This is a genomic window from Pseudomonas sp. D(2018), assembly GCF_005502555.1.
Classification (GTDB): Bacteria; Pseudomonadota; Gammaproteobacteria; order Pseudomonadales; family Pseudomonadaceae; genus Metapseudomonas; species Metapseudomonas resinovorans.
Window position 1 is genome coordinate 63660 of the sequence record NZ_SCOK01000015.1, and the last position, 23796, is coordinate 87455.

Annotated in this window: 29 protein-coding genes; 10 read left to right on the top strand and 19 right to left on the bottom strand. The window is 64.0% G+C overall.

The annotated features are described in order from the left end of the window. Positions 1-19 precede the first annotated feature (19 nt). Entirely contained in the window at positions 20-601 is a 582-nt protein-coding gene (locus tag FFS60_RS12200; protein ID WP_371926414.1) for a hypothetical protein, read from the bottom strand. Then, positions 576-1304: an SURF1 family protein gene (locus FFS60_RS12205; protein ID WP_137822141.1), complete on the bottom strand. Its 729-nt coding sequence runs from the start codon at positions 1302-1304 to the stop codon at positions 576-578. Before FFS60_RS12205 ends, FFS60_RS12200 begins: the two co-directional genes overlap by 26 nt. A gap of 69 nt (positions 1305-1373) precedes the next feature. On the opposite strand from FFS60_RS12205, the gene FFS60_RS12210 reads away from it, so the two are divergent. Then, positions 1374-1577, top strand: coding sequence for a twin transmembrane helix small protein (locus tag FFS60_RS12210; RefSeq protein ID WP_137822112.1), 204 nt, complete (start codon positions 1374-1376; stop codon positions 1575-1577). Between the two features lie 30 nt (positions 1578-1607). Here FFS60_RS12210 and FFS60_RS12215 read toward each other — a convergent pair whose 3' ends face one another. The 4 genes from FFS60_RS12215 to coxB are packed head-to-tail and all read right to left on the bottom strand — an operon-like array spanning position 1608 to position 5820. Next, positions 1608-2495, bottom strand: a complete 888-nt coding sequence (locus FFS60_RS12215) for a cytochrome c oxidase subunit 3 (protein ID WP_137822113.1) — start codon at positions 2493-2495, stop codon at positions 1608-1610. A gap of 25 nt (positions 2496-2520) precedes the next feature. Then, the gene (locus FFS60_RS12220) at positions 2521-3072 is read right to left on the bottom strand and encodes a cytochrome c oxidase assembly protein (RefSeq protein ID WP_028627066.1); all 552 of its coding nucleotides are present in this window, start codon (positions 3070-3072) and stop codon (positions 2521-2523) included. Between the two features lies 1 nt (position 3073). Next, positions 3074-4663: a cytochrome c oxidase subunit I gene (ctaD, locus tag FFS60_RS12225; protein WP_028627065.1), complete on the bottom strand. Its 1590-nt coding sequence runs from the start codon at positions 4661-4663 to the stop codon at positions 3074-3076. A 29-nt stretch (positions 4664-4692) separates the two neighbouring features. Continuing rightward, positions 4693-5820, bottom strand: coding sequence for a cytochrome c oxidase subunit II (gene coxB / locus FFS60_RS12230; RefSeq protein ID WP_028627064.1), 1128 nt, complete (start codon positions 5818-5820; stop codon positions 4693-4695). Between the two features lie 385 nt (positions 5821-6205). Between coxB and FFS60_RS12235 the strand changes: the two genes are divergently transcribed. Then, positions 6206-6865, top strand: a complete 660-nt coding sequence (locus tag FFS60_RS12235) for a hypothetical protein (protein WP_028627063.1) — start codon at positions 6206-6208, stop codon at positions 6863-6865. A gap of 151 nt (positions 6866-7016) precedes the next feature. Here FFS60_RS12235 and FFS60_RS12240 read toward each other — a convergent pair whose 3' ends face one another. The 5 genes from FFS60_RS12240 to prlC form a co-directional block, all read right to left on the bottom strand. Further along, the gene (locus FFS60_RS12240; protein WP_028627062.1) at positions 7017-7724 is read right to left on the bottom strand and encodes a carbonic anhydrase; all 708 of its coding nucleotides are present in this window, start codon (positions 7722-7724) and stop codon (positions 7017-7019) included. A gap of 111 nt (positions 7725-7835) precedes the next feature. Continuing rightward, positions 7836-8894 carry a PA0069 family radical SAM protein gene (locus FFS60_RS12245; protein WP_137822114.1) on the bottom strand — a complete coding sequence of 353 codons (1059 nt, stop codon included), beginning with the start codon at positions 8892-8894 and terminating at the stop codon, positions 7836-7838. Between the two features lie 88 nt (positions 8895-8982). Then, entirely contained in the window at positions 8983-9759 is a 777-nt protein-coding gene (locus FFS60_RS12250; RefSeq protein ID WP_137822115.1) for a DUF1835 domain-containing protein, read from the bottom strand. Between the two features lie 21 nt (positions 9760-9780). After that, positions 9781-10047 (bottom strand): YheV family putative zinc ribbon protein, encoded by a 267-nt coding sequence (locus FFS60_RS12255; RefSeq protein WP_028627059.1) that lies wholly within the window; start codon positions 10045-10047, stop codon positions 9781-9783. Next, positions 10044-12092 (bottom strand): oligopeptidase A, encoded by a 2049-nt coding sequence (prlC, locus tag FFS60_RS12260; protein ID WP_137822116.1) that lies wholly within the window; start codon positions 12090-12092, stop codon positions 10044-10046. Before prlC ends, FFS60_RS12255 begins: the two co-directional genes overlap by 4 nt. Positions 12093-12204: 112 nt before the next feature. On the opposite strand from prlC, the gene FFS60_RS12265 reads away from it, so the two are divergent. The 3 genes from FFS60_RS12265 to FFS60_RS12275 are packed head-to-tail and all read left to right on the top strand — an operon-like array spanning position 12205 to position 14273. Then, positions 12205-12750 carry a gamma carbonic anhydrase family protein gene (locus FFS60_RS12265; protein WP_137822117.1) on the top strand — a complete coding sequence of 182 codons (546 nt, stop codon included), beginning with the start codon at positions 12205-12207 and terminating at the stop codon, positions 12748-12750. Positions 12751-12786: 36 nt separating this feature from the next. Further along, on the top strand, positions 12787-13629 hold the full coding sequence (gene dinD, locus FFS60_RS12270) for a DNA damage-inducible protein D (RefSeq protein ID WP_137822118.1): 843 nt from the start codon (positions 12787-12789) through the stop codon (positions 13627-13629). Next, on the top strand, positions 13629-14273 hold the full coding sequence (locus FFS60_RS12275) for an HAD family hydrolase (protein WP_137822119.1): 645 nt from the start codon (positions 13629-13631) through the stop codon (positions 14271-14273). Before dinD ends, FFS60_RS12275 begins: the two co-directional genes overlap by 1 nt. Positions 14274-14563: 290 nt before the next feature. Here the strand turns inward: FFS60_RS12275 and FFS60_RS12280 are convergent, their stop codons facing one another. Beyond that, positions 14564-14797 (bottom strand): DUF1161 domain-containing protein, encoded by a 234-nt coding sequence (locus tag FFS60_RS12280; RefSeq protein WP_028627054.1) that lies wholly within the window; start codon positions 14795-14797, stop codon positions 14564-14566. 58 nt (positions 14798-14855) lie between these two features. After that, positions 14856-15932: an aminopeptidase gene (locus FFS60_RS12285; RefSeq protein WP_137822120.1), complete on the bottom strand. Its 1077-nt coding sequence runs from the start codon at positions 15930-15932 to the stop codon at positions 14856-14858. A gap of 52 nt (positions 15933-15984) precedes the next feature. Between FFS60_RS12285 and FFS60_RS12290 the strand changes: the two genes are divergently transcribed. After that, positions 15985-16401, top strand: a complete 417-nt coding sequence (locus FFS60_RS12290; protein WP_137822121.1) for a hypothetical protein — start codon at positions 15985-15987, stop codon at positions 16399-16401. Positions 16402-16454: 53 nt separating this feature from the next. Next, entirely contained in the window at positions 16455-16880 is a 426-nt protein-coding gene (locus tag FFS60_RS12295; protein WP_137822122.1) for a hypothetical protein, read from the top strand. 6 nt (positions 16881-16886) lie between these two features. On the opposite strand, the gene FFS60_RS12300 is transcribed toward FFS60_RS12295, so the two are convergent. From FFS60_RS12300 to FFS60_RS12315, 4 genes are all read right to left on the bottom strand, one after another. After that, positions 16887-17885, bottom strand: coding sequence for an LLM class flavin-dependent oxidoreductase (locus FFS60_RS12300; RefSeq protein ID WP_137822123.1), 999 nt, complete (start codon positions 17883-17885; stop codon positions 16887-16889). A 168-nt stretch (positions 17886-18053) separates the two neighbouring features. Beyond that, a complete protein-coding gene (locus FFS60_RS12305; RefSeq protein ID WP_028627049.1) occupies positions 18054-18278 on the bottom strand; it encodes a DUF1161 domain-containing protein in 225 nt (74 codons plus the stop codon). A gap of 143 nt (positions 18279-18421) precedes the next feature. Continuing rightward, positions 18422-18637 (bottom strand): dodecin, encoded by a 216-nt coding sequence (locus FFS60_RS12310; RefSeq protein ID WP_028627048.1) that lies wholly within the window; start codon positions 18635-18637, stop codon positions 18422-18424. A gap of 59 nt (positions 18638-18696) precedes the next feature. After that, the gene (locus tag FFS60_RS12315) at positions 18697-19587 is read right to left on the bottom strand and encodes a LysR family transcriptional regulator (RefSeq protein WP_137822124.1); all 891 of its coding nucleotides are present in this window, start codon (positions 19585-19587) and stop codon (positions 18697-18699) included. Between the two features lie 149 nt (positions 19588-19736). Here FFS60_RS12315 and trpB point away from each other — a divergent pair, with 149 nt between their 5' ends. From trpB to FFS60_RS12330, 3 genes are all read left to right on the top strand, one after another. Further along, a complete protein-coding gene (trpB, locus tag FFS60_RS12320) occupies positions 19737-20945 on the top strand; it encodes a tryptophan synthase subunit beta (RefSeq protein WP_028627046.1) in 1209 nt (402 codons plus the stop codon). Then, positions 20942-21751, top strand: coding sequence for a tryptophan synthase subunit alpha (gene trpA / locus FFS60_RS12325; RefSeq protein WP_028627045.1), 810 nt, complete (start codon positions 20942-20944; stop codon positions 21749-21751). The genes trpB and trpA overlap by 4 nt, the downstream gene beginning before the upstream one ends. A gap of 83 nt (positions 21752-21834) precedes the next feature. After that, positions 21835-22359 (top strand): transposase, encoded by a 525-nt coding sequence (locus FFS60_RS12330; protein ID WP_028627044.1) that lies wholly within the window; start codon positions 21835-21837, stop codon positions 22357-22359. A gap of 73 nt (positions 22360-22432) precedes the next feature. Here FFS60_RS12330 and FFS60_RS12335 read toward each other — a convergent pair whose 3' ends face one another. Together FFS60_RS12335 and FFS60_RS12340 are read right to left on the bottom strand one after the other, a co-directional pair. Beyond that, a complete protein-coding gene (locus tag FFS60_RS12335) occupies positions 22433-22801 on the bottom strand; it encodes a DOPA 4,5-dioxygenase family protein (protein WP_137822125.1) in 369 nt (122 codons plus the stop codon). Further along, entirely contained in the window at positions 22798-23751 is a 954-nt protein-coding gene (locus FFS60_RS12340) for a LysR family transcriptional regulator (protein ID WP_137822126.1), read from the bottom strand. The genes FFS60_RS12335 and FFS60_RS12340 overlap by 4 nt, the downstream gene beginning before the upstream one ends. Positions 23752-23796 lie beyond the last annotated feature (45 nt).

The following is a 23796-nucleotide window of genomic DNA, read 5'->3' on the forward strand; positions in this document are numbered from 1 at the left end:
TTCCAGTGAAAGGGGTCGTTCAACCGATATTGGACAGCTTCAGCAGGTGGCGCAGGTCGTTGAGAATCTGCTTTCCCTTCGTGGTGCCGTCGTAGCGCAGGACCAGGTTGCCGTGGGGGTCGACTATCCACAGCAAGGCGCCGCCAAGGTTCTCGGTGCTCTTGCCGTAGGCGCCGGCATCCAGGCCATAGCGCTTGAGCTGGGGGTACTCCTGCTTGAGCTTGTCGGCGTAATCCGCTGGCAACCCGGTAACGGCCAGCGCGTGGCTGGCGCGGGAGGCATCGCGACCCAGGCCGATATGGATTTGCCGCGCGGCATAGACCAACGCCTGGCAATCGGCCTCGCAGCCGCCCGGAGCGGTCACCAGCAGTTGCCAGGTTTCCTGCGGCGCCGCGTCCTGCACGCCGAGGTTGGCCAGCGTCTGGCCATTGCCAATCAGGACACCGTGATAGCTGCGGCCCTCAGGCACCCAGAAGCTGAACTTGTACATGGCCGTGGCAAGCATCATCGGGCCGATCACCACCATCAGGATCAGCAGCAGTTGAATCCGCCCACGGCGGCGCGGAGGTGCGGCCTCAGGCATGGTGAGTGCTGGGTTCATTGTTGTTCTCCCGTCCTTTGCGCAATCCGAAATAGATGAAAAGGCCGAACAGGGCCGCCGCCAGGGCGAACCACTGCACGGCGTAGCCGAGGTGTTTTTCCGGCCCCATGGCGACCACCGCCCAGTCGGTGCGGTAAGCCGCCGCGCCTTCTTCCAGGCGCAGCTCCAGGGGCAGGCCGCTGCGACCGAGGTGCTGCCAGAGCCCCGCGGTATCCACCTGGTTGATCAGTTGCGGCCAGCCGCTCGCTTCCAGGTGCTTGAGTTCGAAGGCAGCGCCCGGCGGCACGTAGGCCCAGGCAACGAGTTCCAGCTCGCCTGCGGGGGTAGTGAAGGCTGGCGCCACGCGGCGGTCCGGCCAGGGCAGCCAGCCACGGTTGACCAGGAGCCATTGCCCGCTCGTGCTGTCCTGAAAGGGTTGCAGCAACTCGATGCCGGCCTTGCCGTCGCGGATGCGGCTGTCCAGAAACAGGCTGTGCGCCGCGTCGAAATGGCCGCGCAGGCGTACACGCAGGTAGGCGGGAGCGGGACTGGCGAGGAGCTGTTCGATCGCGACAGGCGAGGCGAGGCGGCGGGCATCGGCGGCAGCCAGTAGCTGGCGTTTCTCTTCCGCGCGCGCGAGCTGCCAGAAGCCCAGCCCGAGCAACACCGGCAGCATGGCCAGCACCACCAGGGTGGGCACCAGGCCGGGCCGGAAGGCGCTCAGGAGCGCCGTCCGTGAGGCTGAGCAGGGCTGGCTATACTGCACAACATCCCCCTTCCCCCGGAGTCACGCATGCTCAAGGCAGCGATCGTCCTCATGTTGCTTGCCACGGTGGTCAGCCTGTTCAGCGGCCTTTTCTTCCTGGTCAAGGACGAAGGCCGCAGCTCCCGCGTGGTCAATGCGCTAACGGTTCGTGTGGTCCTGGCCGCCCTGACCCTGGCGCTCATCGCCTGGGGTTTCTACAGCGGCCAGTTCGTTTCTCAAGTCTCCTGGTAGACCGGAAGCCCCCACCTCCGGCCACCGTTTTCACAGCACGTAGACGAAGGTGAACAGGCCGATCCACACCACGTCCACGAAGTGCCAGTACCAGGCCGCCGCCTCGAAGCCGAAATGGTGATCGCTGTCGAAGTGGCCACGCAGGATTCGGATCAGCATCACCGTCAGGATCAGCGCCCCCATGGTTACGTGGGCACCGTGGAATCCGGTGAGCATGAAGAAAGTGGCCCCGTAGATGCCCGACCCCAGGGTCAGCCCCAGCTCCTTGTAGGCATGGATGTATTCTTCGGCCTGGAAGCCCAGGAACACGAAACCCAACAGGATGGTCGCGGCCAGCCAGGCCTTGAGCGGACCACGCTTGTTCTTGCGCAGGGCATGGTGGGCGAAGGTCACGGTGAAACTGGACGTCACCAGCAGAAGGGTGTTGATCAGCGGCAGGTGCCAGGGGTCGATCACGGCCTTGGGCGGCGGGAACAGCTTGGAGTCCGGGTTCTCCAGCAGCGGCCAGGCGTACTCGAAACTCGGCCAGAGCATGTTGGAGATACCCTTGTCGCCCTCGCCTCCAAGCCAGGGGCCGGCGAAGTAGCGAACATAGAAGAGGGCGCCGAAGAAGGCGGCGAAGAACATCACCTCGGAAAAGATGAACCAGCTCATGCCCCAGCGGAAGGAACGGTCCATCTGCCCGCTGTACAGGCCCGAACGGCTCTCGCGGATCACCGCGCCGAACCAGCCGAACATCATGTAGGCGATCAACAGTCCGCCGACGAAGAAGATCATCGGCCCGTTGGATTCCGGGCGGTCGTACTTCAGGTCGTTGAACCAGGTTCCCAGCCCATAGACCGTGACCAGCAAGGCAATGGTGGCGATGATCGGCCACTTGCTCTGGGCCGGAACGTAATAGTGCTCGTGACTTGCCATCGTTGTTGTTCTCCTTATCGTCCCGTCAGCCGTCATTCCTGGCGACTGGTGGCTTGCGGGCGGTGATATCGAACAGCGTGTAAGCGAGTGTCAGGTGATGCACATCGGCCGGCAGGTCACGGTCGACGATGAAGCGCACCGGCATCTCGATGCGCTCGCCGGGCTGCAGGACCTGCTGGGTGAAGCAGAAGCATTCGGTCTTGTGGAAGAAGGCCGCCGCCTTGGACGGCGCCACGCTGGGAATCGCCTGGGCGGTCATTGGCTTGTCGGTCGGGTTGTAGGCGACGAACAGCATCTCGTTGCTCGCGCCCGGATGCACCACCAGGTCATCCGCCCTGGGGCGAAATTCCCAGCTCATCCCCGCCGCGTTGGTGGCGAGGAACTGCACCCGCACCTGACGTTGCTGGTCTTCGGACTGCGCGCCCTCGTAGGCCGAGCCCGTGGTCTTGCCGTTGATGCCGAAGGCCTGGCACATCACGTCGTAGATCGGCACCAGGGCAAAACCGAAGCCGAACATCGCCACCACCAGCACCAACAGGCGCTGGATCAGGCGGCGAGTGCTCAATTCCCCGCTCATCTCACTTCACTTCCGGTGGCGTGGTGAAGGTGTGGTAAGGCGCCGGCGAAGGCACCGTCCACTCCAGCCCCTCGGCGCCATCCCAGGGCTTGGCCGGGGCTTTCTTGCCGCCACGGATGCACTTGATGACGATGAACAGGAAGAGGAACTGGGTCGCGCCGAAGCTGAAGGCGCCGATGGACGAGATCATGTTGAAGTCGGCGAACTGCAGGTTGTAGTCCGGAATCCGCCGCGGCATGCCGGCCAGCCCCACGAAGTGCATGGGAAAGAAGGCCATGTTCATGCCGATGAAGCTCAGCCAGAAGTGCAGTTTGCCGAGGGTCTCGTCGTACATGTGGCCGGTCCATTTCGGCAGCCAGTAGTACGCCGAGGCGAAGATGCCAAAGATGGCGCCCGGCACCAGCACGTAATGGAAGTGCGCCACCACGAAGTAGGTGTCGTGGTACTGGAAGTCCGCCGGTGCGATTGCCAGCATCAGCCCCGAGAAGCCACCGATGGTGAACAGGATGACGAAGGCCACGGCGAACAACATCGGCGTCTCGAAGGTCAGCGAGCCTTCCCACATGGTGCTCACCCAGTTGAACACCTTCACCCCCGTGGGCACGGCGATCAGCATGGTGGCGAACATGAAGAACAGCTCACCGGTCAGCGGGATGCCCACGGTGAACATGTGGTGCGCCCAGACGATGAACGAGAGGAAGGCAATCGACGCCGTGGCGTAGACCATCGAGGTGTAGCCGAACAGCGGCTTGCGGCTGAAGGCCGGAATGATCGCGCTGACCGCACCGAAGGCGGGCAGGATCATGATGTACACCTCAGGATGGCCGAAGAACCAGAACACATGCTGGAACAGCACCGGGTCACCGCCGCCGGCAGCACTGAAGAAGCTGGTGCCGAAGTGGATGTCCATCAGCATCATCGTCACGCAGCCGGCCAGTACCGGCATCACCGCAATCAGCAGGAAGGCGGTGATCAGCCAGGTCCAGACGAACAGCGGCATCTTCATCAGGGTCATGCCTGGAGCGCGCAGGTTGAGGATGGTGGCGATCACGTTGATCGCCCCCATGATCGAACTGATGCCCATCAGGTGGATGGCGAAGATGAAGAACGTCACGCTCTCCGGCGCGTAGGTCGTGGATAACGGCGCGTAGAAGGTCCAGCCGAAGTTGGGCCCTCCGCCTGCGGAGAACAACGTGCTGACCAGCAGGCCGAATGCAGCCGGCAGCAGCCAGAAGCTGAAGTTGTTCATCCGCGGCAGCGCCATGTCCGGCGCGCCGATCATCAGCGGGATCATCCAGTTGGCCAGGCCGACGAACGCCGGCATCACCGCGCCGAAGACCATGATCAGGCCGTGCATGGTGGTCATCTGGTTGAAGAACTCGGGCTGGACGATCTGCAGGCCGGGCTGGAACAGCTCGGCGCGGATCACCATGGCCATCGAGCCGCCCAGCAGGAACGCGGCGAAGCTGAACCACAGGTACATGGTCCCGATGTCTTTGTGGTTGGTGGTCAACACCCAACGCATCAGGCCCTTGGCCGGACCGTGGTGGTGATCATGCCCGGCATGATCGTGGTCGATCACTGCACTCATGTCAGTCTCCCTATAGGCCGGTGTGTTCTTCATTGGCTTTCCGCCTGCTTCAGGGCGAGCACTTCCTTCGGCGTCACCATGTCGCCGGTGTTGTTACCCCAGGCGTTGCGCTCATACGTGATGACGGCGGCGATATCGACCTCGGAAAGCTGCTTGCCGAAGGCGGCCATGGAGGTGCCGGGCTTGCCGTGGAAGACAATGTTGAGGTGATCTGCCTTGGGTCCGGTGGCGATCTTCGAACCCTTGAGCGCCGGGAACATGGGTGGCATGCCCTGGCCCTCCGGCTGGTGACAGGCCGCGCAGCTGGTGTGGTAGACCTTGTCGCCGCGCTCGACCAGCTCTTCTAGCGTCCACTCCTTGTCGGTCAGCTCCTTGAGCTTGGCCGTCTCTTCCTTGCGCTGGGCCAGCCACTTGGCGAAGTCCTCCTGGGACTTTGCCTCGACCACGATGGGCATGAAGCCGTGGTCCTTGCCGCACAGTTCGGTGCACTGGCCACGGTAGAGGCCGGGCTTTTCGATGCGGGTCCAGGATTCGTTGACGAAGCCGGGAATCGCATCCTTCTTCACCGCCAGCGCAGGTACCCACCAGGAGTGGATCACGTCGGCCGCGGTGATCAGGAAGCGCACCTTGGTGCCCACCGGAACCACCAGCGGCTGGTCGACTTCCAACAGGTAGTGCTCGTCCTTCGGCGCCTTGTTGTGGATCTGATCGGCAGGTGTGGCCAGGTTGCTGAAGAACTCCACGTCCTGGCCCAGGTACTTGTAGTGCCATTTCCACTGGTAACCGGTGATCTGCACATCCAGTCCGGATTCGGAGGTGTCATAGATGTCGATCAGGGTCTTGGTCGCCGGCACCGCCATCAGCACGAGGATGACGAAGGGCACGACGGTCCAGAGGATTTCCACAGTGGTGCTCTCGTGGAAATGCGCCGGCTGTTGGCCGGTGGAGCGGCGGTGGATGATCATCGACCAGAACATGGCACCAAAGACCACAACGCCGATAACGACGCAGATCCAGAAGATGGTCATGTGCAGATCGAAAACGGTGCGGCTGACCTCGGTAGCGCCGGGCGCCATGTTGACTGTCCAGGCAGCCTCCGCCTGGCTGAGAATCGACCACAGCAGGAGTCCCATCCAGACTCGTGGATGTCGCATCATTGCGGGTTCCCCTTCTCGTTCTTGTTATCCCGCCGGCTGGGCCAACGGCTTGGGGACGGCTGTCCGGACTACCAAACTCAGACCGCCGACCTCGGCACGCAGGTGCACAGTCGGGTTCCATCAGGTAATGCCTTTCGAGTCGGAGTATAGACAGGGACTTCCGGCACGCAACGCGATCCAAGAAATGTCTGAAGGCGCGTAAGCCTTGTCCTAAACGCCACGGCTGGCGTGGGTCGGCAGCAGATGTCAAAGTGCCGTTATAGCGCGCCCGAATAACTGTTAAGCGATTATGACAATCCGGTCTTAGCGGTTTCGTCGGGCGAGCTAAGGTCTCTTCTTCACCTGTTAATCCCCGCAAACCGCCATGTCCTTTTCAGGAGCAGTCATGAACACCGCCGCACTGCGCGAAGTCATCCAGCGCGCCCTCAAGAACGAAGCAGCCTCTAGCCAACTGACCCAGATTCTCGAAACCCAGATCGACAGCCTGCACCCCGCCATTCGCCTGCCGGCGGACGACGCGCAGGGCGTGCTCGCCCGTTTCATCGCCGCCTATGTGGAACAGGTTCCGGACGTGCTGGATGCCGCCGCCACCGTCGCCCGCGAAGCCGGCATCGAGTCCCACATCAAGCCAGTACTCAAGGTCGCCGAACAATTCTTCCTGCAACCGCCTGCCCTGATGGCCGGCCACGAGGGCCTGGAAGGCCTGCTCGATGAGGCCTACCTGGCCCATCGCCTGGTGGAAGAAGTCAACGACCGCTACATCGTCCACTTCGGCCAGCCACTGATTCCGCTGGATACCACAGTGGCCAACCTGATCGCCCACCAGTTGATCGGCGAACCCTTCGCCAACCAGTTGGATGAAGCCGTGCACCACGCCGTGGAGGGACTTCTCGATGAAGAAGTGTTCAACCTGCCCTCGGCCCAGACCTATCGCCAGCAGTTGCACGATCCCAAGGTGGAAGAGGCCTGGAAGCGCTGGCCGTGCCTGTCCCAGCAACTGGGCGTCGGGCTGGAACTCAACCCGGGCCAGCGTGCGGCAAGCTGAATGGTGAATGACTCACCCTTCTCGGAGGAAGTTGGCAAATCGTAGCCCGGATGAAATCCGGGAGCGGTGGCTGGACTCTACCCCGGATTCATCCGGGCTACTGACTGACCCAGGCAATGAAAAAGGGGCTGCATCAGCAGCCCCTTTTGCATCACTCCGACAGGTAGCGCGGCCGTGGCGTGGCCATTGGCAGCGGACCATCACCAATCACCCGGAAGCGACCCTGCTCGGCGTCGTAAGCCTTGATCACCGAGGTCTCGATGTCATAGACCCAGCCGTGGATGAACAACTGGCCGCTGGCCAGGCGCGCCGCCACCGAGGGGTGGGTACGCAGGTGGTCCAGCTGGGCCACCACGTTTTCCTCGGTAAGCACGCCCAGGGATTCGTGATTGGCGCAGCCGCAGTTCTCCTGCACCACCACCTTGGCCACCTCGGCATGACGCAGCCAGGCCTTGACCGTAGGCATGCGTTCCAGGGTCTGCGGGTCCATCACCGCCTTCATGGCGCCGCAGTCGGAGTGGCCGCAGATGATGATGTGGTGCACGCCGAGGGCCATCACCGCGAACTCGATGGCAGTGGAAACGCCACCGTTCATCTGGCCGTAGGGCGGCACCACGTTGCCGACGTTACGGGTGACGAACAGGTCGCCTGGGGAGCTCTGGGTGATCAGCTCGGGGACGATGCGCGAGTCGGCGCAGGTGATGAACATGGCGCGGGGTTTCTGCTCATGGGCGAGCTTCTTGAACAGTTCCTCCTGCTGCGGGAAGACCTCGTCGCGGAACCGCTGTAAGCCCTCGACGATGTTCCGCAGTGCCTCTTCCGCACTTTCACTGCCTTGCTTGTCATGCTCGTTGCTCATGCTGCCAACCTCGGTCATCGTAGGAATTGTCTTGTATGCCGCCCATTATCCATCTGATTGCCGGCATTTGAATTCCTACAGGACTGCCGCAACAGCCTCCCGAGTCACACCTCAAAGTAACGCCATTTGTCCGCCGGGCGGACAGAAGCGCGAGCAGTCCAGTTCGTAGCTGCGACGACGGTTCAGGCCCAACTTGCGGATGGCCACGCCAAAGCGCTGGGCCAGCAACTCGGCGAAGGGCCCCTCGCCCTTGAAGCGGTGCCCGAAGCGGCTGTCGTAGATCTCGCCTCCCCGGCACTGGCGGATGATGCTCATCACATGGGCGGCACGTTGAGGGTAGTGCGCCTGGAGCCACTCCTCGAACAGCGGCCCCACTTCCCGCGGCAGACGCAGCAACATGTAATTCGCCTGTCGCGCACCGGCATCACGGGCCGCTTCCAGCAGGCTTTCCAGCTCCATGTCATTGATCATCGGGATCATCGGCGAACAGAGCACGCCCACCGGAATACGGTTCTCGCTCAGCACGCGGATGGCCCGCAGTCGCGCCGACGGGGCCGCGGCACGAGGTTCGAGGGTACGTTTCAACTCATCGTCGAGGGTGGTGAGGCTGATCATCACCGCCACCAGGTTCTGTTCCGCCAGTTCGGTGAGCAGGTCGAGGTCGCGCAACACCAGCGAACCCTTGGTGACGATGGTCACCGGGTGGCGATAGCGCAGCAGCACTTCAAGCGTCTGGCGGGTGAGACGGTGTTCTCGCTCGATGGGTTGGTACGGATCGGTGTTGGAGCCAAGGTTGATCGGCGCGCACGGGTAGCCGGGCTTGGAGAGCTGCTGTTCGAGCAGGGCCACCGCGTTGGTCTTGGCGATCAGCCGGGTCTCGAAATCCAGCCCCGGCGACATATCCCAGTACGCATGGCTGGGCCGCGCGTAGCAGTAAATGCAGCCGTGCTCACAGCCGCGATAGGGATTCACCGAACGGTCGAAGGGCAGGTCCGGCGATTGGTTGCGGGTGATGATGCTCTTGGCGGTTTCCAGTCGCACCTCGGTGGCGCGGCTGGGCAGGACCTCCTGGAACCAGCCGTCATCCAGCGCCACCGAGGTGGTTGGCGCGTAGCGATTGAACGGATTACTGGCGGTACCGCGGCCACGGGGAGGGAGAGTGGCGGACATCGGGCGAACTCCACGCTAGCTGTATATTCATACAGTATATGCAGCTTTCTCCTACGTCTGGCCAGTTTCTGCCGGATGGCGGATCAACCTACACAAGGCGAACCGTCAGCGCGCCGTAGCCCTGCTGGCCGGCAGTCCCGCCCAGTTCGATGCGCCCCTGGCCGGCCAGTTCGCGAGCGCGCCAGAAGGCGAAGAAGTCCGTGACGAAGAAACCGTCGCTACTGGCCATGAGCTCGGCCATCACCCGTGGCAGCGGTTGCCATTCCGGGGTGCAGGCGGCGAGGAGCATGGCATCCACTGCGGCGTGGCCCTCGCCGTGGAAATCGCCATCGTGCCAGCGGCGAATATCGGCGTTGGCCGCCACGGCGGCGAGCCATTGTGCGGCGAGCTGTGCCTTGCGCCCCGCCTCGACCTGCACCGGCAGGTAGTAGGCGCCGAGCGCGGTGGGCTCGATCATGCCCACCGCGCGACGCGTACGTACGCTGCTGTCCCCAGTACCGCACGGCACCTCCCAGAGCGGCAAATCGCTGCCCTCCAGGGCGGCGGCCACGCGGGCCAGCAGGAGCTGCTCGGAGCAGCTGTCGCCATGCCAGACGGTGACCGGCTGATCCTGACGCGCCAGCCCGGCGAGCCAGTCGGCATCGGCACTGAGCCCGGTAGCGAAATCCGGCCTGGGTGTCACCACCTCGGGCCAGACATCCAGCCAGAACTGCGCCCGGACGGTGCAGGGCGGTTGCTCGACATCCACCAGCGGGCCGACCGCAAGATCATCGCGCAACACACGCAGATGGCTCGCGGCAGCCGCATCGCCAATGACTCTACCAACACCGACAGCCGCCACGTCCCCACACACCAGATGCCACATACGCCCTCCTTGGCTTGCGCGTTATTCGCTGGGTTTCTTCAGCTTGGGATTGGGGAAGAACTGCACGCCCTGGACCTTGGGATCGGCCGGCTTGGGCTTGGGCTGGTTGACCCGCGTGCCAAGCTCCTTCGGCACCGACTGGCCCTGGGCGTTGAGGGTGTCGGCGTAACCGCAGGCCACGCACTCGCGGTGCGGCACACCGTCTTCGTCCCACATCTGGATCTTGTCCATTTCGCTGCACGCCGGGCACACGGCACCGGCAATGAAGCGTTTCGGTGTCGCCGTCATGCCGCGTCCTCCGTCAGGCCGCTGTGGCGCAGCAGGGCGTCAATGGACGGCTCGCGACCACGGAAATCGACGAACAGCACCATCGGCTCCTGAGAGCCACCACGGGCCAGGATGGCGTCGCGGAAGGCACGGCCGGTGGCCGGGTTGAGCACGCCTTCTTCCTCGAAACGGGAGAAGGCATCGGCAGATAGCACTTCCGCCCACTTGTAGCTGTAGTAACCAGCCGCGTAACCGCCAGCGAAGATGTGCGCAAAGCTGTTGGCGAAGCGGTTGAACAGCGGCGGTCGCATCACGGCCACCTCGTCGCGGATCGCTTCCAGCACGTCGAGCACGCTGCGTCCGTCGCCGTGGGTGGCGTGCAGCTCGAAGTCGAACAGGGAGAACTCCAGCTGGCGCACCATCATCAGGCCGGACTGGAAGTTCTTCGCCGCCAGCATCTTGTCCAGCAGGTCCTGGGGCAACGGCTCACCACTCTGGTAGTGGCCGGAGATCAGCGCCAGGCCCTCGGGCTCCCAGCACCAGTTCTCCATGAACTGGCTCGGCAGTTCCACCGCGTCCCAGGCCACGCCATTGATGCCCGAAGCACCGGCGTGTTCGACACGGGTCAGCAGGTGGTGCAGGCCATGACCGAACTCGTGGAACAGGGTGGTGACTTCGTCGTGGGTCAGCAGCGCGGGCTTGTCGCCGACGGCGGGGGTGAAGTTGCACACCAGGTTGGCCACCGGCGCGATCAGCTCGCCGCGGGTGTTGCGGCGCTTGTCGCGGGCCCCATCCATCCAGGCACCGCCACGCTTGTTGGCACGGGCGTAGAGGTCGAAGAAGAAGCGCCCGACATGCTGGCCGTTCTCGCTGATTTCGAACAGGCGCACGTCAGGGTGCCAAGTATCGAAACCGGACAGCTCCTTGATCTCGATGCCGTAGAGCTTCTGCACGATGGCGAAGAGCCCGGACAGCACCTTGTCGATGGGGAAGTAGGCCCGCAGGATCTCCTGGGAAATGCTGTAGCGCTGCTCGCGCAGCTTCTCGCTGAAGTAACCCACGTCCCAGCTCTTGAGGTCAGCCACGCCCTGCTCGGCGGCGAAGGCCTTCAGCTCTTCCAGGTCCTTGGCGGCGAAGGGCTTGCTGCGCTGGGCCAGGTCGCGGAGGAAGCCCAGCACCTGCGGAGTGGACTCGGCCATCTTGGTGGCGAGGCTCAGGTCGGAGAAGTGCACGAAGCCCAGGAGCCGGGCCAGCTCCTGGCGCAGATCGAGGATTTCGGCCATCACCGGGCCGTTGTCATTCTGCCCGGCGTTGGGGCCCTGGTCGGAGGCGCGGGTGCAATAAGCGGTGTAGACCTCTTCACGCAGGGCACGGTCGTCGGCGTAAGTCATCACCGCGTAGTAACTGGGAAACTCCAGGGTGATCAGCCAGCCGTCCAGGCCCTTGGCCTCGGCAGCCTGCTTCATCTGCGCCTTGGCCGAGTCGGTAAGGCCGGCCAGCGCCGCTTCGTCGTGGATTTCCTTGGTCCAGGCCTGGGTGGCGTCCAGCAACTGGTTGGAAAAGCGACTGCCCAGCTCGGACAGCTTCATCTGGATTTCACCGTAGCGCTGCTGCTTGTCGGCCGGCAGGTCGATACCGGACAGGCGGAAGTCACGTAGGGCGTGGTCGAGAATGGTCTTCTGCGCCACCTCGTAGCCGGCCGCTTCAGGGCTGGCGGCCAGGGCCTCGTAGGCCTGGAACAGCGCGCGGTTCTGGCCGATCTCGGTCCAGTACTCGGACAGTTTGGGCAGGCAAGCCTCATAGGCGTTGCGCAGTTCGGCGTTGTTGCACACGGCATTCAGGTGGCTCACCGGGCTCCAGGCGCGGCCCAGGCGCTCGCCCAGTTCGTCCAGCGCCAGCACCAGGCCCTTCCAGGTCGGCGTACCGTCCTGGCGCACCAGCAGGTCGGCGATGGCGGCGCGGTTGTCGGCAAGGATCTGGTCGACCGCAGGCTCGACGTGTTCCGGACGAATGGCGGAGTAGGGCGGCAGATCGAAGTCTTGCAGGAGGGGATTGCTCAGGGTCACGGCATTCACCTGTATTCGGGAAAGGGCGCGGGCTGCGCGAGGAGACGAGACACAACCCGGATGTTGGCCATCTTAATTACAATCGCCGCCAGACGCAGCCTCAGGAATCGCTATGAACCCGATCAGAACCTACCAGGGCATCACCCCTCAGCTCGGCGAACGAGTCTTCGTCGATGCCTCCGCCGTGATCATCGGCGACGTGCAACTGGGCGATGACAGTTCCGTCTGGCCGCTGGTGACCGTCCGCGGCGACATGCACCGCATCCGCATCGGCGCGCGCACCAGCGTGCAGGACGGCAGCGTGCTGCACATCACCCATGCCGGTCCCTTCAACCCGGACGGCTACCCGCTGGAGATCGGCGATGACGTGACCATCGGCCACAAGGCCTTGCTGCACGGCTGCAAGGTCGGCAGCCGGGTGCTGATCGGCATGGGCAGCATTGTCATGGACGGCGCGGTCATCGAGGACGACGTGGTGCTGGGCGCCGGCAGCCTGGTGCCACCAGGCAAGCGCCTGGAGAGCGGCTACCTCTACGTCGGCAGCCCGGTGAAGCAGGCCCGCCCGCTGACCGACAAGGAAAAGGCCTTCTTCACTTACAGCGCCGCCAACTATGTGAAGCTGAAGGATCTGCATATCGCCGAAGGCTACGGGCTCTGATCATGTGTGACCCGTCACCATGAAAGGAGTCTTCTCATGAGCACGAAGATGACCGCGTCGCACCACACCACCTTCGAGAGCATCCGCCAACAGGATGCCAACGGTAGCGAATACTGGCTGGCTCGCCAGCTGGCTGGGGTGCTGGAGTACTCGCAGTACCGGCACTTCATGCCGGTGGTCGAGCGCGCGGAGGAGGCCTGCCGACGCAGTGGCCAACCCGTCGAGGACCATTTTGAGGAGGTCCTCACTATGGTCGAAATCGGCTCCAATGCCCGGCGACAGATTGCGGACATCCGCCTCTCCCGCTACGCCTGCTACCTGATCGTGCAGAACGGCGACCCTGCCAAGCCCGTCATCGCCAACGGCCAGACGTACTTCGCCATCCAGACGCGCCGTCAGGAGCTGGCGGATAACGAACAGTTCGCCCGGCTCGACGAAGACCAAAAGCGTCTGGCTATCCGCAATGAGTTGGCGCAGCACAACAAGTACCTGGCAGCCGCCGCGCGGGATGTCGGCGTGGAAAGCGGCCTGGACTACGCCATTTTCCAGGACCACGGCTATCGCGGACTCTACGGCGGCCTGTCAGCACGCGAGATCCACGCGCGCAAGCGACTGAAGAAGAGCCAGAAAATCCTCGATCACATGGGCAGCACCGAACTGGCGGCCAACCTGTTCCGCGCTACCCAGGCCGAAGAAAAGCTGCGCCGTGACGATGTACAGGGCAAGCAACAAGCCAACCAGGTGCATTTTGAGGTCGGCCAGAAGGTGCGCCAGACCATCCAGGACCTGGGCGGAACCATGCCCGAGGAACTGCCGACACCCGAGCGCAGTATCCAGCAGCTCGAAAACGAGCGGAATAAGCTCAAGAAGGACCCCTGATGCACTACCAGAACATCCTCTTCGACCTCGACGGCACCCTCACCGACCCGCGTGAGGGCATTACCCGTTCGGTGCAGTACGCGCTGGCCAAGCTCGACATCCACGAACCGGACCTGGCCAACCTGGAACACTTCATCGGCCCGCCGCTGCTGCAGTGCTTCATGCAGACTTACAGCCTCTCGGAGGAGCGCGCCTGGGATGCGGTGAACCACTACCGCGAACGTTTCAAGGTCACCGGGCTCTACGAGAATCGCGTGTTCGACGGTATCGATGCGCTGCTCGGGCGCCTGCGCGAGCAAGGCCGCACGCTTTACATCGCCACCAGCAAGCCGACGGTCTTCGCCTGCGAGATCGCCCGGCATTTCGGTTTCGACCGGCACTTCAAGCACATCTACGGCAGCGAGCTGGACGGTACCCGTACCAACAAGGTCGAGCTGATCGCTCACCTGCTGGAAGAGGAAGGCCTGGACCGCGACAACACCCTGATGATTGGCGACCGCAAGCACGACCTGATCGGCGCCAGCCGCAATGGCCTGCACGGTGCAGGAGTGGGTTACGGCTTCGGCAGCCACGAGGAACTGATGGGAGAGGCGCCGGCCTATTACTTCACCAGCCTGGATGAGCTGAGCCGGGCGTTCGGGTAACGCGATCTCCCTGCAGGGGCGATTTCAATCGCCAAGGGGCACGCAGTGCGCCTTGGAAGGCCACAGGGGCAACCCTTCGGCTTGCTTGGTGAATGTGTTGGCTATGTCTGCGTAAAGTGTTGAAGGTCCTGGAATCCCTTGTAGGAGCTAGCTTGCTAGCGAACGCGGACATTTTCGCCAGCAAGCTGGCTCCTACAGGCGTCCAGGTTCACCGGTTGCCCTCTAGCAACAGCTAACGCAGACACAGCCAATGTGTTCGCCCCTGCAAACGTTCGCTTGGCGTTTTCAGATCAATCCCCATTGCGCTGGTAGATGATCTTCCGGGTGCCATTCTCGCAGGAGCCGACCACCATGTTCTGGTCCTTCACTTCGGCATTGGGGACTATCTCCAGGGTGTAGCTGGTCACCCCGGCGGCCTGGATCTTCACTTCGATCTCCTGCTTCAGCTCCTCGCAGGGCTTGGGCGCCGCCAGGGCGGTACCTGCCAGCGCACTCAGCATCAGGACTACAGCAACTCTCTTCATCGCCTGCTCCATTTCCTTGGTGTCCTGGCCGTTTGACTGGCAGCCAGCCTGGCAAGTTCTAGCGGTTTGCCACCAGGCTTTCCAGTGCCTTCGTACGCGCCTGCAGCGGTAGCTCACCCAGCTCACGAGCCCGCTGGTAGAAAGCCGGCCAGTCCCCGCCCACCTCCCGGAACAACGCGGCGAAGGCCGGCACCCACTGGTCATACAGACCGAAGGGCAGCAGCTTTGCGTTGTTCATCGGCCCCTCCACCCATGCGTCGTAGCGGTTGTAGCCGCCCCACTCGCGGTCGCGCAGCGCACGGTAGTCGCGGCGCATACGCTCGAAAGTCTCGGCCTTGGCCTGACGCATCCGCTCGGGGGGCAGGCCGCTGGCGTAAAGACGCGTCAGGCGCTCGCGGGTATCCAGCACCAGGCGGGTGAGGGCGTCCCGGCGCTCGGAGACGTCATCGCCTTGGCTCGACAGGCCACGTCTTGTGCGCCATTGGTTCAGACCTTCACGCTCGACGAAGCTGGCGAAAGATTCGTTGAAAGCGGTATCCCCCGGCACGTAAAGCCGCTGGTGGGCCAGCTCGTGGAAGATCAGCGCGGCGAGGCGGTCGTCGTCCCAACGCAGCATGGTGTTAAGCAGCGGGTCATCGAACCAGCCAAGGGTGGAATAGGCCTCGACGCCCCCGACCCAGGTGTCCAACCCCTGCTGCCTGAGTAGCGCCGCAGCGCCACGGGCACGGCCCAACTGGTAGTAACCGCGATAGGCGACGCAGCCGGCGATGGGGAAGCAGTGCGTCTCCGGTTGCAGGGAGAACTCCGGCGTGGCGAACAGGTTCCAGACCACAAAGGGACGCTGGATATCGGCATAGACCCGGTAGCTGCCGTTGTCCGGCAGCCCCAGCGCCACGCTGGCGAAGGTCCGCGCTTGCTGGGTAAGGGTAAGGCGTTGGCGCAGCTGCGGCGGCTGGGCCGGATCGTCGATCAGGCTCTGCACCGGCTGACGGGCGTACAAAAGCGCCATCTGCCCACGGGCCAGTTGGCTGTAGTAATCCAGGCTGGAACAACCGCTCAGCAGCCAGGCGCCCAACAGGGGAACCCAAGGCCGGCGGATGCGGTCAAGCAATTCGATAAGAAAGGTGGTCGGCATGCCGCGACACTAGCGCATTGGAACCACCTACTGCCATTGAACGGAGTCCTGCATGCGCCTTCTGCTGCTTTCCCTGCCGCTGCTCAGCCTTGGTGGCTGCGCCCTGCTGATGCCCAGCCCCGACCCGGACCAGGCGTGGATTTCCTTGCGCAAGCAGGAGGGCCAGGTGGTGCAGGCCAACCGGGTAGACGACCAGGCCCTGGCCGATCCGCGCTACTTTCAGGTCACGCCGGGGCGGCATGAACTGGAGGTTCGCCTGGAGTTCGAGGTCGGCGGACACGATATCGGCCAGGAGAGTCCGAGCTACCGGCGCACCTGCCTGCTCAAGCTGGCCTACGCGGATTTCGCCGCAGGCGAGCGCTACCAGCTGGAAGCCGGCGGCATCGGCTTTCGCCCCTGGGCGCGGCTGTATGACGAACAGAACAAGGAGGTCGCCAAGGCTCGGGAAAGTCGCTGCGGCGATGTCTGAAATCTCCGACAAGGAGGTATTCTGGGATCATCCGCCCCTCAAGGAGTCTCGCCATGCGCACGCTGTTCGCCCTGACGCTGCTGGCTAGCCTCGCCGCCTGTGCCAGCCAGTTGCCTGACCCCGACCCGCGAATGGCCTGGATCGATATCGTGCCTGACCCCAGCGACACCCTCATGGCCAACCGCCTGGACGACAGGCGCTGGGATGACGGCCGTTACTACCAGGTGCTGCCCGGCAAGCATGAGCTGGAGCTGCGCTATCAGTTCGAGGTTGGCGGCGCGGGCGGAGGCTTTGGCATGAATGCCGAGCCCAGCCGCATCACGTGCTACATGATTCTGCGCTATGACGGTTTCGAGGCCGGCAAGCGCTACCGCGTGGAAGCGCGCAACGCCGCCAACCAGCCGATGGCCTGGCTCTATGGCGAGAACCGCGAAGTGCTCGCCAGGCACGAGATCTTCCCGCGCTGCGGCCCCTTCTGATCCCGCTTAGTCACGCAGGCTGGCGAGGATGTCGAACGCCCGCAGCCGATGTTCGTGCTGGTAGAGATCGCAGGTGAAGATCAGCTCATCGGCATCGGTCTGGTCCAGCAGCACCTGCAGTCGCGCGCGAATCTTCTCCGGCCCACCCACCATGGCCATGGCCAGGAAACTGCCCACGGCATCCTTCTCATGGGGCAGCCAGCGACCGGCCATGCTTTCAACCGGCGGGCGCAGCACCAGGCTTTCGCCACGAATAAGGGCAAGTACCCGCTGATACACCGTAGTGGCGAGGAACTCCGCCTCTTCGTCCGTGGGTGCCGCCACCAAGGGCACGCCGAGCATCACATAGGGTTTATCGAGCACCGCCGAGGGGCGGAAGTGGTTGCGGTAGACACGAATCGCCTCGTGCATGTGGCGCGGCGCGAAGTGCGAGGCGAAGGCATAGGGCAACCCCTTCTGCCCGGCGAGCTGTGCACTGAACAGGCTGGAGCCGAGCAGCCAGATGGGCACATTGGTATCCGCCCCCGGCATGGCAATCACCTTCTGATCCGGCTGGCGCGGGCCAAGGAGCATTTCCAGTTCTTCGACATCCTGCGGGAAGTCGTCGGCGCTACCCAGGCGATCACGGCGCAGCGCACGAGCGGTGAGGTGGTCGGCACCCGGCGCGCGGCCCAGCCCCAGTTCGATTCGCCCCGGGTAGAGGCTGGCGAGCGTGCCGAACTGCTCGGCGACCACCAGCGGCGCGTGATTGGGCAGCATGATGCCGCCAGAGCCCAGGCGAATGCGGGAGGTACCACCGGCGAGGTAGGCGAGCAACACGGCGGTGGCGGAGCTGGCGATGCCATCCATGTTGTGGTGCTCGGCCACCCAGAAGCGCGAGAAGCCCAGGTGTTCGACATGGCGCGCCAGCGCCAGGGAGTTGTGCAAGGCCTGGGTGGCGCCGCCGTGGTCGCGGACGGGCGCCAGATCGAGGACGGAAAGGGGCAGATTGGACAGGGCAGACATGGGCAAGACCTTGGCAGGGGATAGGCCGGAGACTTATCCGAGTGAATCAGTAGGTCTTACTCTAGGGATTGGCGTCCAAGGCCGCTAGAAGGCACTTTTCGGTAACCAGGGCACCAGAAGGTAAGGATTGGGCCGGCAGGGGATGCCGGCCCCGGAACCGCGGCGCGATCAATTGCGCTGGTAGACGATCTCCTTGCTGCCACCCTCGCAGGTGCCCACCACCTGCTTGCCGGCCGCGCTGCCCTTGTCGACGACTTCCAGGCTGTAGGAGACAACGCCCTTGGCCTTGAGCTTGGCGTCGATCTCGGCCTTGAGCTCCTCGCAGGGTTTCACGGCGGCGAAGGCCGAGCCGGCCAGGGCAAACAGGCCAAGGCCCAACAGCAATTTCTTCATGGATGACGCTCCCTCGTAATGGATGATGGACTCGCATGAGCCATCCGCTCCCGCCTGGTTCCAGCAAGGCCAGGGGCGGACGGTCAGAGCCTAACCGAAATCAGGAGCGGGGGTGTGCATCACCTCGCTCGCCCGGATGGGTGTCAGCTGTCGCTGATCCGGAAACCGACTTTCAGGGTCACCTGGTAATGGCCGACCCGGCCATTCTCGATATGTCCACGGGTTTCCACCACCTCGAACCATTCCAGGTTACGGATAGTCCGCGACGCCTCGGTGAGGGCATTGTTGATCGCCTCATCGATGCTGGTGCGTGAGGAACCGACGATCTCGATCTTCTTGTAGGTGTGGTGATCAGACATGGCGTATCTCCTGTGGCAGGCACGGGTGGGTTCCCCAGCAAGGCTAGCCAAGAATGCCGCTATCGGCCCGTCAGCTCCTCACGCAACCAGTGGGCCAGGCGCTCGGCGCGGCGATCCAGCTGCCGCGCCTGCACCCAGAGAGAAAGGCGTGCCGGCGTCTCGACGAAGCCCCAGGGCGCCACCAGGCGGCCGGACGCCAGTTCGTCGGCGACCAGTTGCTGCGGGGCGATGGCCACCCCGAGGCCAGCCACGGCCGCTTCCAGCAGGTAGTAGAGATGCTCGAAGCCCTGGCCCAGGCGCAGGCGCTCGATCGCCAGCCCCTGCGCCACCGCCCACTGGGGCCAGGCCTGGGGCCGCGACACGGTGTGCAACAGCGGTTCCTCCAGCAATGCGGCCGGTGCGGCGCAGACCAGGGCGTCGTGCTGGGCGTAGCGCGGGCTCAGCACCGGGCCGATGGATTCCGCTGCCAGCTCGAACACCCGCATGTCCGCCGGCCAGGGCGGCTCGGCGAAGCAGAGGGTGGCGTCGACGCCAGGGCGGCGCGGGTCCAGTTCGCCCTCGCTGGCCGAGAGCTGCAGACGCAGTTCGGGGAGCTCGCGGTTGAGTCGGTCCAGGCGCGGGATGAACCAGCGCGCCAGCAGGCTGCCTGGGCAGCCAAGGACGAAGGGCGCATCCTCGCTGCGCCTCTGCAGGTCGGCGCAGACACCGCGCAGGCGCTCGAAGGCATCGCCGGTGGCATCTCGCAGGCGCTGGCCGGCATCCGTGAGTTTTACGCCGCGGCCGTCCTTGCTGAACAAGGCGACGCCCAGTTCCTCCTCAAGCAACCGCACCTGACGGCTCACTGCGCCATGGGTGACGTGCAGCTCGTCGGCCGCACGACTGATGCTCTGCAGGCGGGCCGCCGCTTCGAAGGCACGCAGGGCGTTCAGGGGAGGCAGGTCTCGGCTCATGACAATCCGTGAGTTTTACTGACAGATTCAAGCAATCTAATCGCTTTTCCGCTGGCCAGCCAGCGGTAGAATGGCTGCCATCACCCATTTCTCCCTCATCCCCCGGCCCCTCTCCCGGTGGGAGAGGGGAGCAAGAGCAGGAGCACACCATGACCTCATTGCGCACCGGCCCTGACGCCAAGGGCCTGTTCGGCGCCTTCGGCGGCCAGTATGTCGCCGAGACCCTGATGCCGCTGATCCACGACCTGGCCCGCGAATACGAAAAGGCCAAGGACGATCCAGAATTCCAGAAAGAACTGGCCTACTTCCAGCGCGACTACGTCGGCCGCCCGAGCCCGCTGTACTTCGCCGAACGCCTGACCGAACACTGCGGCGGCGCGAAGATCTACCTCAAGCGCGAAGAGCTGAACCACACCGGCGCACACAAGATCAACAACTGCATCGGCCAGATCCTCCTGGCCCGGCGCATGGGCAAGAAACGCATCATCGCCGAGACCGGCGCCGGCATGCACGGCGTGGCCACCGCCACCGTGGCCGCCCGCTTCGGCCTGCAATGCGTGATCTACATGGGCACTACTGACATCGACCGCCAGCAGGCCAACGTCTTCCGCATGAAGCTCCTGGGCGCCGAAGTGATTCCGGTCACCGCCGGCACCGGCACCCTGAAAGACGCGATGAACGAGGCCCTGCGCGACTGGGTGACCAACGTCGACACCACCTTCTACCTGATCGGCACCGTTGCCGGCCCGCACCCGTACCCGGCCATGGTCCGCGACTTCCAGGCCGTGATCGGCAAGGAAACCCGCGAGCAGTTGGCCGAGCAGGAAGGTCGCCTGCCCGACAGCCTGGTCGCCTGCATCGGCGGCGGTTCCAACGCCATGGGCCTGTTCCACCCCTTCCTCGATGACCAGAGCGTTGCCATCATCGGCGTCGAAGCCGCCGGCCACGGCATCGAGACCGGCAAGCACGCGGCCAGCCTGAACGGCGGCGTCCCTGGCGTGCTGCACGGCAACCGCACTTTCCTGCTGCAGGACGAGGACGGCCAGATCATCGACGCCCATTCGATTTCCGCCGGCCTGGATTACCCCGGCATCGGCCCGGAACACGCCTGGCTGCATGACATCGGCCGCGTCGAGTACACCTCGATCACCGACGACGAAGCCCTGGCGGCCTTCCACCAGTGCTGCCGCCTTGAAGGCATCATCCCGGCGCTCGAGAGCTCCCACGCCCTCGCCGAAGTGTTCAAGCGCGCCCCGAACCTGCCGAAGGACCACATCATGGTGGTCAACCTGTCCGGTCGTGGCGACAAGGACATGCAGACCGTTATGCACCACATGCAACAGGAGCAGAAAGCATGAGCCGCCTGCAGACCCGCTTTGCCGAACTGAAGGAACAGAACCGTGCCGCCCTGGTGACCTTCGTCACCGCCGGCGACCCGAACTACGACGCGTCGCTGGCCATCCTCAAGGGCCTGCCGGACGCCGGCGCCGACGTGATCGAGCTGGGCATGCCCTTCACCGACCCGATGGCCGACGGCCCGTCCATCCAGCTGGCGAATATCCGTGCCCTGGGCGCCAAGCAGAACCTGGCCAAGACCCTGCAGATGGTTCGCGAATTCCGCGCCGGCAACCAGACCACACCGCTGGTGCTGATGGGTTACTTCAACCCCATCCACTACTACGGCGTGGAACGTTTCATCGGCGACGCCAAGGAAGCCGGCGTCGATGGCCTGATCGTGGTGGACCTGCCGCCGGAACATAACGAAGACCTCTGCCACCCGGCCCAGGCCGCGGGCATCGACTTCATCCGCCTGACCACCCCGACCACCGACGACAATCGCCTGCCCACCGTGCTCGAAGGCAGCTCCGGCTTCGTCTACTACGTCTCCGTGGCCGGCGTGACCGGCGCCGGCTCCGCCACCCTGGAGCATGTGCAGGAAGCGGTTACCCGCCTGCGCCGCCACACCCAGCTGCCGGTGGCTATCGGCTTCGGCATCCGCACCGCCGAGCACGCCGCCAACATCGCCAGGCTGGCCGACGGCGTGGTGGTGGGCTCCGCCCTGGTGGATCAGATCGCCAAGGCCGAGACTCCGGAACAGGCCGTGGACGGCGTCCTCAGCCTCTGCAAGACCCTCGCCGAAGGCGTACGCGGCGCCCGCGCCTGAGCAACCAGCCCACCCATGCGGAATGATCCGTAGGGTGGGCTTCAGCCCACCAAGCAGACGCGAACACGAGGCAACGGATTGCCATGTCGAACTATCGCCGCAGCCTGGTTCCAGGCGGCACTTACTTCTTCACGGTCACCTTGGCCGACCGACGTTCCACTCTGCTGACCGACTCCATCGACCAACTCCGACAGGCCTACACCCTGGCCGTTGAGCGATCGCCATTCAAGACCACCGCCATTTGCGTCCTGCCGGACCATCTGCATGCGATTTGGACCTTGCCGGAAGGGAACGCCGACTACTCCCACCGCTGGAGCCTGATCAAGAGTCAGTTCTCAATGGCCATTCCCGCCACCAATCGTTCCGAGAGCAAGGCAAGGAAACGGGAGAAAGGCATCTGGCAACGACGCTTCTGGGAGCACCAGATTCGCGATGAAGCCGACCTGAATCGCCATATCGACTACATCCATCACAATCCGGTGAAACATGGGCTGGTCGCTCGCGTCAAAGCGTGGCCTTACTCGAGTTTCCACCGTTATGTCCGCGCTGGCTTGCTACCGGAGGATTGGGCAGGTATCGGTGAGCTGAACGGGAAGTTCGGTGAGTAATCGAATTTCTTCGGTGGGCTGAAGCCCACCCTACCCAGGTGCCGGCCGTAGGGTGGGCTTCAGCCCACCACGATCAGAGGTCGTACTCGATCGCGCCGTCCTCGAGACCCGACAAGTCCAGCGGCCGCATCGTACCCATCCACATCGGGTAGTCGCGGTGGTCGCGCAGGTCGCTGCCGGTAATGGGGTGCACCAGCACGGTGAGTCCGTCGCGGTGCAGCGCCAGCCAGGGGATCACCTCGCCAAACAACTCGGGCTTGAACGCCAGCTGGCAGCTCCAGTCGGGATGCGGGCCAACGGGCTTTTCGTGGACACGGCCCATCTTCAGCGGAAAGCGCCTGGCAGCCTCCTCGCAGAGCGCGCGGGCCTGGTCGAGGCTGTCGGCATCGAAGTAGACATGGGCGTGGAAACCCTTGATCCGGGGGGTGAGTGTCTGGGTCATATGGCGATTCCGTCCCGATGCCTGATGAGTTGGGCCTGGCGGGCTTCGTCACCCAGTTCCTGCTGTAGCCAGTCGACGAAGCACTTCATCAGCCGTGCACGGCGCTTGCGCTCAGGCTGCACCAGGTAATAACCGAATTCCGAGCTGACGCTGGTGTCCAGCACGCGCGCCAGAAGGCCCTGGTCGAGCAGGTCATCCACCAGATAGCGCCAGCCGATGGCCACGCCCTGGCCGGCGATGGCGGCCTGGATCAACAGGGTGTAGTTGTCGAAGCGCAGCATGCCGGAACCTGGCGGCTGGGCAATGCCCAGTTCGCGGAACAGTGCATTCCAGTCGAACCAACGGGTACGCACTTCGGGCTTCAGGTGCAGCAGCGGCAACTCAGCCAGGGCCGCCACTGGCAGCGGCTGGTCACGCCCGGCCAGCAGGCGCGGGCTGGCGATGGGGAAGACCTCCTCGCGGAACAACAGCAGCGCCTCGCCGTGCTTGAAGCGGCCGTCGCCAAAGGCAATGGCGATGTCCACTTCCGAACGCAGCATGTTCATGGTGCGGTCACTGGTGACGATGCTGACATCGATTTCCGGGTTGGCCTCGTGAAAGCGATGTAGACGCGGCATCAGCCAGTAGGCGGCGAAGGCGAAGTCGGTGGCCACTTGCAGTACCTCATGCTGCGGTCGCGATCCGATGGCATCGAGTCCGGCATTGATGCTTTGCAAGCCCTCCTGCACATGCAGGAACAACAGGCGGCCGGCGTCAGTGAGTTCGATGCCGCGGTAGACGCGGTCGAACAGGCGGGTCGCCAACTGCTTTTCCAGACGCTGGATCTGCTGGCTCACCGCAGGCTGCGTAGTGCCCAGCTCCACGGCGGCAGCGGTGAAACTGAGATGGCGGGCAGCGGACTCGAACACCCGCAGCAGGTCCAGGGACAGTTCAGAGTGAAGCTCTACCATAACGTTTGCTTATCCGAGTCATGTTCCGCTGTGCGGTTTACCAGT